Annotated in this window: 10 protein-coding genes; all 10 read right to left on the bottom strand. The window is 43.5% G+C overall.

Translation table 11 applies throughout. The features are described from left to right. Positions 1-51: 51 nt before the first annotated feature. The 10 genes from BDE36_RS04355 to BDE36_RS04310 all read right to left on the bottom strand — a co-directional run bounded on the left by BDE36_RS04355 (position 52) and on the right by BDE36_RS04310 (position 11,465). Complete coding sequence (locus BDE36_RS04355; protein WP_141813875.1) at positions 52-1,065, bottom strand: FecR family protein; 1,014 nt, start codon at positions 1,063-1,065, stop codon at positions 52-54. A gap of 118 nt (positions 1,066-1,183) precedes the next feature. Beyond that, positions 1,184-1,768 carry an RNA polymerase sigma-70 factor gene (locus BDE36_RS04350; protein ID WP_161987534.1) on the bottom strand — a complete coding sequence of 195 codons (585 nt, stop codon included), beginning with the start codon at positions 1,766-1,768 and terminating at the stop codon, positions 1,184-1,186. A 192-nt stretch (positions 1,769-1,960) separates the two neighbouring features. Then, entirely contained in the window at positions 1,961-2,539 is a 579-nt protein-coding gene (locus tag BDE36_RS04345; protein ID WP_141813873.1) for a LutC/YkgG family protein, read from the bottom strand. Positions 2,540-2,621: 82 nt separating this feature from the next. Further along, positions 2,622-3,989 (bottom strand): lactate utilization protein B, encoded by a 1,368-nt coding sequence (locus BDE36_RS04340; RefSeq protein WP_141813872.1) that lies wholly within the window; start codon positions 3,987-3,989, stop codon positions 2,622-2,624. Beyond that, positions 3,986-4,720, bottom strand: a complete 735-nt coding sequence (locus BDE36_RS04335; protein WP_141813871.1) for a (Fe-S)-binding protein — start codon at positions 4,718-4,720, stop codon at positions 3,986-3,988. The genes BDE36_RS04340 and BDE36_RS04335 overlap by 4 nt, the downstream gene beginning before the upstream one ends. Beyond that, positions 4,717-6,102, bottom strand: a complete 1,386-nt coding sequence (locus BDE36_RS04330; protein ID WP_141813870.1) for an FGGY-family carbohydrate kinase — start codon at positions 6,100-6,102, stop codon at positions 4,717-4,719. The genes BDE36_RS04335 and BDE36_RS04330 overlap by 4 nt, the downstream gene beginning before the upstream one ends. Positions 6,103-6,204: 102 nt before the next feature. Continuing rightward, the gene (locus BDE36_RS04325) at positions 6,205-7,479 is read right to left on the bottom strand and encodes a sugar isomerase (RefSeq protein WP_141813869.1); all 1,275 of its coding nucleotides are present in this window, start codon (positions 7,477-7,479) and stop codon (positions 6,205-6,207) included. A 70-nt stretch (positions 7,480-7,549) separates the two neighbouring features. Beyond that, positions 7,550-9,667 carry a bifunctional aldolase/short-chain dehydrogenase gene (locus BDE36_RS04320; protein WP_141813868.1) on the bottom strand — a complete coding sequence of 706 codons (2,118 nt, stop codon included), beginning with the start codon at positions 9,665-9,667 and terminating at the stop codon, positions 7,550-7,552. Between the two features lie 21 nt (positions 9,668-9,688). Then, positions 9,689-10,765, bottom strand: a complete 1,077-nt coding sequence (rhaT, locus tag BDE36_RS04315) for an L-rhamnose/proton symporter RhaT (protein WP_141813867.1) — start codon at positions 10,763-10,765, stop codon at positions 9,689-9,691. Positions 10,766-10,919: 154 nt separating this feature from the next. Then, entirely contained in the window at positions 10,920-11,465 is a 546-nt protein-coding gene (locus tag BDE36_RS04310; protein WP_161987533.1) for a DUF3347 domain-containing protein, read from the bottom strand. Positions 11,466-11,507: the final 42 nt, after the last annotated feature.

The following is an 11,507-nucleotide window of genomic DNA, read 5'->3' as shown; positions in this document are numbered from 1 at the left end:
AAGTATTCTGCTTTTTATTTCATGTCATATTGGTTGGTTTAATTGGCTTGTTTAATCCTCATTACTTTTTATAAATATTCTTTCTTCTGTTATTTCATAGTTTACATCCAGGGACTTGCTTATCATCTCTAGAATTTCAGGCAAGTTCTGTCCCGTAAAATCCGCTTTCAACGTGTAGTCATTTATCTCGGGATCTATTACTTCTATATTGACATTAAATTTAGCATTCAACGCTTTCACTACCTGGGGTATCGGTTTATTTTCAAAGAAGATATTTCTCTTCTCCCATATCCTTAAGTCCGGGCTATCTTCCTTAACTTGTATAATATCTTTATGTCCTTGTGTATATACCGCTTTTTGCGCAGGTAAGAGTATAATACCTTTGCGCTCCGAAAAACCATTCTTCGATATATACACGTATACCTTCCCTGTAACAACGGAAACTTCGGCAGAGCGCATACTGTTATATGCCTTTACATTGAAGCTTGTTCCGAGAACCTTAGTCCGCAACTCTCCTGTACGAATAATGAAGGGATGCAGCACATCGCGTTTGACATCAAAAAAGCATTCTCCGGTCAAGTTAACTTCACGGAATTTACTTTGGGGAACATGAGTGTAACTGATTTTAGCTTTAGGTTTAAGCCATACATCACTTCCATCGGGAAGTGTACAGTGTTTTAATTTCCCAGATTCATTACTGAAAGATGTTTTATCGGCAGACAGCACTATTTCCGATTTTGAAGAACCTGATTTTGGCAAAAAATAATGTACTATTGAAAATACTACGATAATTGCCGCGGCGAGAGCTGCCAACGAATAATATAGGTTGCGCTTAGCGGTATCCGGTTTCTTTTCGGATGCGAACTGCTTATATTTCAGATTACTCCGAATATGCTGCAGCATCCTTTCTTTCAGTTCTTTCTGTTGTATTTGCGGAAGCATGTCAACGGGGTCCAGATCATCTTCAAAGGATGCATACCAGTCCAGCAACAATTTCAGTTCTTCAGAACTGCATTCATTCCTTAAATATTTCTCTAATAACTCAGAAGAGATCTTCGTTCTCATATAATTGAGTAAAGCTTATAATCAGTTTATACTATATAGTGAGTTACGGGGCGGCTTCCCCCTATGCGATAGTAAAAAAAGTTTAAGTAAGGATTAAGTGCCCCGGGTGAGAAAGTTATTAAGCCCTGGTAAAGACGAAAAACAGTAGGAGGCTTAGATATTTTAAGTTTACACGTAATATCCTAAGTGCTTTTGTAATTTGATTTTCAACCGTTTTTTCAGAGATTCCCATTACAGAAGCTATCTCCTTATTCGATTTATATTGCTTACGGCTCAGTTCGAAAACAGAGCGGCATCTGTCGGGTAGTTGTTTTAATTCGTTTTCTAATTTCTTTCCTAAATCATTAAATGCAATGGTCTCCTCGGTAGAATTGTCAAAAATATTTATTTTGCTAAGAGTGAATTCTTCGTATGACCGGCGTTTACATTCTTTATGCACGTAAGCAAAGACAAGATATGTTACCGAACTGTACAAATAATTCTGAAAAGATGTATGAATGGCAATTTTCTCGCGGTTAGTCCATAAACTCGTAAAAAGCTCCTGGACTATCTCTTCGGCAACTTCTCTTACCTTAATCCTCTTAAAAGCACTTGAATACAATTTAGACCAATACCTGTTATAAAGCTCTTCAAATGCTTTAGAATCACCATTTCGGCAAAGATCAAACAAATTCTGATCAGATAATTCCACCAAGTACCTCATTGTATACGTCATAGGAACAATATTGTCAAAGCGAAATGGGAAACACTCGTTGTTTTTTCCGCATTCAGGTCTTATAATATTATGGTTATCTAAAAATAAGCGAATCTGCAGCACCTGTGCAACCTGTACTGTCCTGCTCGTACGGAGAAAAAACCGGTTAAAGAAGCTGGAATGTAAAAATATCGTCGTGAATCAGATCAAAAAAACCGTCATACTTCTCGGGCCATGTGCTCCGAGCACAAGTGACTGTTCAATATCAGCCGTTTTCGATGGCCCTGCGATGAAGGCCCCAAAGCCTGGGTTATTGTTGCCTAAAACCCGGTAAGCTTCGTGCATGTTCGCTACTATGCTTTTTTTATTCACAACGAGGGCAAGATGCTGACAGATAAAGGGAAGCACCCGTTGCATCATATTGTTCTCAGACAGCCACAAAGCCCCGTTTTCTGAAACGCCGAGTTCCGCTCCGAGAACAGCAAGATTGACGTTAGCTAAGGAATGAGGATCCGGATCTGTGAGTTGTATTTCTGCGATATCCGCTAATTCAGGAAATGACGACACGATCCGCCCGGGTAAAAAAAGCTTCGCTATCGTCTCCTTTATTTCATCAAAGCCGCTTACCTCCATCACTCTGCTTCCGATATTGGTGGCTATAAAAGTAAAATTCTCTACTAGATCCAAATGTACATCGACAGGAATATCCAGCGATGGCAGTGACGTTAAGGAAGGCTGATTAGCCTTTACTAATGCTAGTATTTTTTCTCTGCTCGACATAGTCTGGGTTGCGGGTTGAATGTTGTGAGTTGCGGGATAAAGCAATATGCATATCTTTTTTGATCCGTTCAGATTCTGACTTTTATTTCTGGCCCCGGTTTTTAACATACCAGTCTCTGAACGACTCTTTCGGGGGTACAGGCATTTCACGTGCTTTATACCAGGGATTCAGTTTATTATTTACTAAAAAGGGCAGGTTTTTCATCGCCCATCGCCCGGTTTTACCCGCAAAAGCGAATAGCGCAGGAAAAGAGATTACCCAGGTCATTGTTTTCATACTTATGGCTTTCGTATTGCTTACGTACCCCTCTTTCACAAGTACCTGACGCCATTTATATAGCTGATTGTGGATGTCTATTTTAACCGGGCATACATTAGAACAGGAACCACACAGCGTTGACGCAAAAGGCAGATCAGCGAATTCTTTCATATCCAGATTAGGGGCCAGAATAGAGCCAATCGGTCCGCTGATCACAGAGTGATAACTATGTCCACCGCTTCTTCGGTAAACGGGACAGGTGTTCATGCATGAGCCGCAACGAATGCATTTAAGGGAGTTCCTGAAGTTCTCCCGGCCCAGTTGCCTGCTGCGCCCGTTGTCAACCAGCACAATATGCATTTCCTGTCCCTGCCGGGGACTTTTAAAGTGGCTGGAATATGTAGTAATAGGTTGTCCGGTAGCGCTTCGTGTGAGCAGACGAAGGAATACTCCTAAATGCTTTCTTTCGGGAATGATCTTTTCTATTCCCATACTGGCTATATGTACATCAGCGAGATGTGCGCCCATATCGGCATTGCCTTCATTCGTACAAACCACAAATTCGCCCGTTTCGGCGACGGCAAAGTTTACCCCTGTAAGCGCCACTTTGCGGGTGAGGAATGTTTCCCTGAGATGCTGCCTCGCCGCCTCAGTAAGAATTTGCGGGTCAGATTCTCCAGCCGCCGTTCCCAAGTATTTATGGAAGAGATCGCCTATTTCCTCCTTCTTTTTATGAATGCAGGGAAGCACAATATGGCTGGGATGCTCATTTCCTAACTGAACGATCCGCTCGCCAAGATCGGAATCGATCACTTCGATTCCATTCTCTGTTAGGTAGTCATTCAGATGGCACTCTTCAGTAAGCATCGACTTGCTTTTAACCATCCTTTCCACCTGATGTTTTCTGAGAATAGAGTGGATGATTTCGTTGTGCTCATTCGCATCGGCGGCCCAATGAACGAAAACGCCATTAGCAAGTGCATTCGCTTCAAACTGTTCAAGATAGGCGCTCAGGTTAGAAAGAACATTGTTCTTTACCTGTGAAGCCGTTTCACGCAGCCATTCCCATTCAGGAATTCCATGGACTGCCTTATCACGTTTCTGCCTGATAAGCCATAACGTCTCATCATGCCAGTTTACCCTGGGCTCGTCAATATTGAATTCTTCGGATAACGCTGCGTGGTCTTTCATAAGCTATTCAAAATTTCAGCGATATGCATCACCTTTACGTTACTCTTTTGCCGGCGCAAAATACCTTCCATATGCATTAAGCAGGAAAGGTCGGCGCCAGTAATATATTCTGCACCATGACTGATATGGTCGGCGACACGATCTTTGCCCATCTTGGCAGACACGGCTTCTTCGGCCACGCAAAACGTTCCGCCGAAACCGCAGCACTCATCGACGCGGCTGAGAGGGATCAATTCGATCCCTTCCACCATATTTAATAGCTGTTCGGGTTTAGAGAACGGAGGGGCTACCAGCTCACTCATCTGCGAAAGATGGAGACCTCTTAAGCCATGACAGCTTTGATGAACACCAACCTTGTGCGGAAACCGGGCCTTCAGATCTTTTACCTTTAATATATCTGTCAGGAATTCCACCAGTTCGTACACCTTAGTGCGTAAATGTCTGGCATCGTCTGGATGCTTATCCGAATGCAGATGATCTTTAATGTGCAGGGCACAACTTCCCGAAGGTACAACTACATAATCGAACTCCGCAAAACTCTCTGTAATGAGATCATCACAGTCCTGTGTGAGATGAGAAAAGCCGGAATTGGCCATTGGCTGTCCGCAACAGGTTTGCTTTGGAGGATAAACAACGTCAACTCCCAGCCTTTCGAGAAGCTGTAAAGTCGCAATGCCTGCCTGAGGATAAAACTGATCTACATAACAGGGTATAAATAACCCGACTGTCATATTGTTAATTCTGATGCTGAATAATACTTTAAGTCTATAATGCTGGAGGGAAGCGGATTTGAATTCCAGTGATTATGCAGGGCAAGGGCGGCACCAATAGAAGTGGCCTGAGCTACCGAAGCAGCAAAAACCTCCATTTCAGGAAGTGCCGCAGCCAGCAAGTTCATATATACCGGATTTCTGCTAAATCCTCCATCAACAAATATACGTCTTACAGAAGTTCCGTTTAACACTAATTTTGTCGACTTTGTCTGCATTTTCAGCAAGTCCATAATTAACTGATGGTAGGCTTCTTCCTTTGACGTAAATAGGGAGAGGTCGCGATTCTCAAAACCGGAGGTAATGAGGTCGCCCGAATGCCGTGCAGGTTCAACTATGTCACTTTCAGCCTTCAGGCGGGCGGCTATTTCAGAATTATACAGCATTCGGTTATAAAAACCGGTTGCCACGTTAAAATGGGATGCTATTCTTTTACTTTGCTGCTCATGCTCGTTTCCGGCGAACAGGCGAGATGCCTTTACGAAGTTTTCCCGGAAGCTGATGTAGCAAAGGCAGTCGTTCTTCAGTTCTTCTTCTGTCAGCGGTGAAGAATTAAATGCATTTAAGCTAACACACCATGTACCCGTGGAAAGCAACACAAAGGGTTTCTGAAAACTTGTGATGAAGGGAATGAAAGCGGCTGAACTGTCGTGAAGACCAACCCCTGTAAAATACTTTTTGCCTTCGGCCCGCACCTCGAGTGCTGCGTCTGATGGATACAAGGGAGCAAGCTTTTCAATAATGCCCTCCTCTTTTACCCAGCGGTGATAGTCCTTTTTTGAAAAATCCCATAAACCTGTATGGCAGCCGATACTTGTAATATCGCTGTATGCTTTACGTGTAATCAGGTAACTAAGGTATTGCGGGAGATGAAGCGAATATTCAATCTTTTTAAAGAGTTCCGGCTTTTCATGTTTTAACCGGTATAACTGCATACCGGAATTCAAACTGCCGAGCACCGGCGAAGCGGTTTCTGTCGACATCTTTAATTCCCCTCCATACTGACCATAGAACTGTTTTTTGAGCTCTTCAGGGTATGACTTCAGATAATTATAAAGAGGAGTGACCGGATCGCCGTTTTCGTCAATATGAACAAAACTTGCCCCATACGCCGAAAAGTTTACCGCTTTCAGATCAAATTCTTTGAGAGAAGCCAGCTCCCGAAGTCTTTCTTTGACCCAGGATGCAAGTAGATTGATATCTTCACAGGGGTCACCATCTTCATCCACCGTTTCTTCAAACCGGACAGATCTTTCTAATACGATCTTATATTGTTCATCAAAAAAGAACACCTTTTTGTTGGTTTTACCAACATCAAATACTGCTATAACAGGAATTGCCATATACTTATTTGTTCAAAGTTGAAGGTTGAAAGTTGAAAGTTGAGGTATGGATAGCGAGATCGCTTGACATCCCTTCAACTTTCGACCTTCAACCTTCAACACTTATAGTCCCGTTGCTACTGTTTTCACCCCACGTTCAGCAATCAGCTTCTCCCTCACTTTCAGCTCCCTGAACAACTGAACAGGATTAATAGCGGCATTACTTCTTAACCTTGCTTCGGCAACCAGAGGACGAACATCCGTGCGGAATGCGTTCTGAAGAATTTCCTGACAGCGAACGACATCATTTTCCTGCCGTGCCCGTTCTAAAGCATCTGCATCCACTAAAAGCGCCTGGGCGTAAGCCATCATGATAGCTTCTACCGACTGTAACAAATCCTCCAGAGGATCTTTTACATTATGAGAGGCATCGATCATCCAGCCTAATCCGGTAGCATGATCCATTCCCTTGGCATCCATTCCGGCTACCAGCTCATTAAAGATAAGGAATAACTGGTATGGCTTGATACTTCCGGCGGTGAGATCATCATCACCATATTTTGAATCGTTAAAATGAAAGCCACCAAGCTTGCCTTCCATCAGCAGCAGGGAGACAATCTGTTCTATGTTGGCATTTGGCAAGTGATGGCCGAGATCGACCAGCGTATACGCTTTAGGACCAAGTTTGTTTGCATATAACAAAGACTGACCCCAGTCGCCAACCGTTGTAGAATAAAAGTTAGGTTCAAATGCCTTATACTCAACAAACACTTTCCAGTCATCCGGCAAAGCCGCGTACACTTCCTGAAGGCTTTCAAGTGTATTTTCGAACGCTTTTCTGAAGTTTAGCTGTCCAGGAAAACAAGATCCGTCGGCAAGCCAAACTGTAAGTGATTTTGATCCAAGCTCAATACCATGTCTTATTACTTCGATATTATGGTCCACAGCCTGCTTCCTGACTGCTTTATCTACATGTTGCATAGATCCGAACTTATAGCTGAGCTTCTGGTCAGGCTGATCCTGAAAGGTATTGGAGTTCATGGCATCGAAGCGTAAACCGTATTGCGCGGCAAGCGCCTTTACAGCCTGGGCATTTTCAGGAATATCCCATGGAATATGAAGAGAAATTGCACCGCTCGACTGGTTTAACTGGTGTAATAAACCTATATCTTCCATTTTCTCCTCGAGGTTTCCCGGCTCTCCACCTCCTGAAAATCTTCCAAAACGCGTACCGCCGGTACCCAAAGCCCAGCTTGGTATAGCAATCTGAAACTTTATTAATTTCTGAATAATTTCTTCTGCACGGCTAATATCCTGTGCCAGGAATTCGAACCTCCGCTTATGATCCTGAGACAAATTTGTATTGTGCTCTTCGATCTGGTACCTCTCGATTTTCATTATATAATTTTGTTAGTTATTCTATCTATAACACTCCTGATTGCTGTTCTACTTATTCAATGGCAATGTACTATCTTACAAATGCCATTGCAACTCCACCATCTACATTCAGCACGTTGCCTGTTGATTTATCCATCAAACCTCCAACAAAAGCAAAACAAGCGTTGGCTATATCTTCCGGAAGAATTATTTTGTTTAGTAAAGTCCGTTTTGCATAATAAGCAGGAAGCTCGGCTACGGTAACACCGTAAGCTTTAGCTCTTCCTTCGGCCCAACCGCTTTCCCAGATCTTACTATCGGAAATTACAGCGTCGGGATTTACCACATTTACACGGATTCCATCCTTACCTAATTCTGCTGCATTCAATCGGCTTAAATGCAGCTGAGCCGCTTTCGCAGATCCATACCCCGCATTATTAGGCCCTGATACAAGGGCATTCTTACTGACGATATTCAATACATCTCCTCCGAGGGCTTGCTTCCGCATCACTTCAACTCCTTTCTGAGTTACAAGGAACTGACCTTTAACCAGCACGTCGTATAAAATATCCCAATCCTTTTCTGTATGCTCCTCAATCGGTTTTGATATCGAAAGACCAGCACAATTAACCACAATATCCACTCCGCCGAAAGCAAGAGCCGCTTCATCAAATGCCGCGCTTATTTTTGTTGTGTCCGTAACATCTAAAAGGACTGCAGCAAATGCATCTTTTCCATAATGGCTGGCAAAATCTGTTTTAGCTGTTTCAAGACGACCGGCGTCGTTATCGTTAATCACTACACAGGCTCCCTCCTCAATAAATTTTTTGGCTATAGCCTTGCCAATACCTCCGGCGCTGCCTGTCACTAAAGCGATCCTTCCGGATAAAGGCTTAGGTTTAGGCATTCTTTGCAGTTTGGCTTCTTCGAGGAGCCAGTACTCAATATCAAAAGCTTCTTGACGTGGAAGGGAGGTGTACTCAGAGATGGCCTCTGCCCCTTTCATCACGTTGATGGCATTGGTGTAGAACTCGGCGGCGACCCTTGCTGTTTGTTTATCCTTTGAGAACGTAAACATTCCAATTCCCGGATAAAGGATAACAACGGGATTAGAGTCGCGGATGGCCGGACTATTTTCATGCTTACAGCTTTCATAGTATTCGGCATACATCTTCCTGTAGGCCTCGAACGCAGGAGAAAGTTTTTCTTTAAGTAATTGCACGTCCGACAGATCAGCATCAGGCTCAAGGTTTAATACAAGAGGACTGATCTTGGTGCGCAGAAAATGGTCGGGACAACTGGTACCCATAGGAGCCAGTCTGTCGAGGTCCCTTGAATTAATAAACTCCAGCACCCGCACGTCATCCGTAAAGTGACCAGCCATGTGTCGCTCGCTTGAGCAAAAACCCCTTAATACAGGAGCAATAGCCGCAGCTTGCTGCCGACGTTTTTCCGGATTGGCACTTTCTATCCGCTGTCCCCCAAAAACAAGTCCTTTTTTACCATAGTTCTCTTCAAGAAACCGGGCACAAGCCTCTATTACTTCAAGACTATTTACATAACATTGATACGCAGTATCTCCCCAGGTAAATAATCCATGAGAGCCAAGCATAATGCCACGAATACCAGGGTTCTCTTCAAGACAGCGCCTCAGCTGCAGTCCAAGATCAAAACCAGGCCTTTGCCAGTCAACCCAGCCGATCGTTCCTCCGAAGAGCTCCTCTGTAATTTTTTTCCCATCTTTCGCCGCTGCTATCGCAATGGCAGCATCAGGGTGCAGATGGTCTATATGTTTGAAAGGCAAAAATCCGTGCAGGGGTGTGTCAATAGAAGGAGCTTTTGATTTGAGATCGTAAATGCAATGATTGAAAAGCTCTACCATTTCATCCTCATGCTCAACACCACGATAAACATTCTCGAGGTTTCTCAACCTTTCAACATATAATCCCGCCAGGCCGCTTCGTTTTAAAGTACCGATATCACCACCCGACCCTTTAATCCACATTACTTCGGTCTCTGCTCCTGTGAGCGGATCCTTTTCAATAGTCTTACAGGATGTATTTCCTCCTCCGTAATTAGTGAGACGAAGATCTGCTCCCAGCAGGTTCGAACGATAGATCAGTAGCGCTACTTCATCCCCTTCTAACCTTGCGGCATCTTCATCATTCCACAAATAATTAACGTGTTTAAAATCTGTTACTATAGACATATTCTTTTTGTTTTGATCTTACTACTTTAATGAATTACCGTAACCAACGATTAATACAGACAAGATGATAATCAGTATACCAGCTACTACCGTAGCATAGGTTTTGCGGCTTACTGATCTCCACTCTTTTAACACCAATCCCCATACATTGGCCACGAGTATAATAAACGCCATATGCAGGATCCATGAGCTTGCGCCGTTTCCGAGCTTGCTCTCGCCCATCCCGTAAAAGAAAAATTGCAGGAACCAGGTAGTACCCGCCAGTGCTGAAAAAGCAATATTGCGAAGTATTGGCGTTTTAGTATTCGTATAGTCACCAAAAGTTTTGTTGCGGGCGTTCAGGATCATACACCAGATGAGGTTGGTCGTCAGTCCTCCCCAGAGCACCACAACATAGGTAACGTTGTTCTGAAATAAAAACTCCCCCTTCCCCGGATTTGAGCTCTTCCAAATCGAATTGGCAACTTCAGCCATTGGCTTACCAGCTTCCAGACCGAAATTAAAGCAGGCGCTTAGCACACCCGATACAATTGAAACAAATAATCCAAGAGCAATATTGAATTCTTTATTTCCCCCATCACGCTCATCTTGCGTAAGCTCCTTCTCCTTCATTGTCCCTGCTTTTCCGCAAATTATAATCCCCGCAATACACACCACTATACCAATTAATACCATCTGTCCCCAGGTGGTATGGAGCAGCATAGAAAAAGTGTCCTTCCCTTCCTTTGGAAAAAGATCATAATAGATAGATGGAATAAGAGCCCCGAAGATAGAACAAAGACCAAGTATAATGGAGCTACCCAGCGAAACACCAAGATAACGTACTCCAAGGCCATAAGTTAAGCCTCCAATACCCCAAAGCACTCCGAAGAAATAAGTGATCCAGAGAATACCCCCATCTGTGCCCCTGATAATGTCTGCAAATCCGGGAATAGTGAGATATGCAGCAAGAGGGGGAACAATAAGCCATGAAAAGATACCTCCTACTATCCAATAACTTTCCCATGCCCAGCCTTTAACTTTTTTATACGGTATGTAAAAACTGCCTGAGGCAAAGCCTCCGATAAAATGAAAAATTACTCCAAAGATTACTTGCATGGATCAGGAAATTTATAATTGTCGTTCTGAAGGCTAAAATAGAAAAGCGGATTTTTACATCCGTCATGTACTGTCATGGCAAATACTCTTTTCTGAAACAAAAAAAGCTTCCGGTACAGGAAGCTTTCATCACCACGTTTATTTTTACGAAATGCTATTTAATCTCTTCTTCTACTGTTCCACAACTTAGCATATCGTCGCCGTAATACGGATTGCGAACAGACGACTCATTGGCAAGCCAGTAACCGCCCTTGCCTCCATTTGCCATGGGGCAGTGTTGTTTATATATTTTCCCTCCTGTGATCTTCGCTGATTTTACAACTTTCTCTACTTCAGCGGTCAATGCGTCGAGTTTCTCACGTTGTTCTGTTATCGTTTTGGCACCGGCAATTTTGCCGGCTAGGTCTGCGGCCTTTGTATTACCTATATTTAAAAGCGCTGTCTTCAACGCAGCTCCGCCAGTTGCGGCTTCTTTTGCATCTGCGCTTATTAGTGCATTTTTTACATGTACATAATGAGAATAAACGGCTTTTACTTTTGCGTCGCTGAATTCAGGTCCTGCGGCACTCTCCGTGGCGTGCTCCTTTTCAGAATGTGAGCTCTGATGTTTGCTGCCATCAGAAGAACAGGCCGTCACTGCTGTAAACGCTAAAATCAGGCCGCTTGCCAAAAGGCCTTTCATTAATGGATTCTTTTTCATTTTCATTCTTTTAAGCTGTTAATTCCCCAAAGGGAGTTTTCC

Source organism: Arcticibacter tournemirensis, assembly GCF_006716645.1.
In the GTDB taxonomy this organism is placed as follows: domain Bacteria; phylum Bacteroidota; class Bacteroidia; order Sphingobacteriales; family Sphingobacteriaceae; genus Arcticibacter; species Arcticibacter tournemirensis.
The sequence above is the reverse complement of the archived record's forward strand: the minus strand, read 5'-3'. Positions and strand labels throughout refer to the sequence as shown.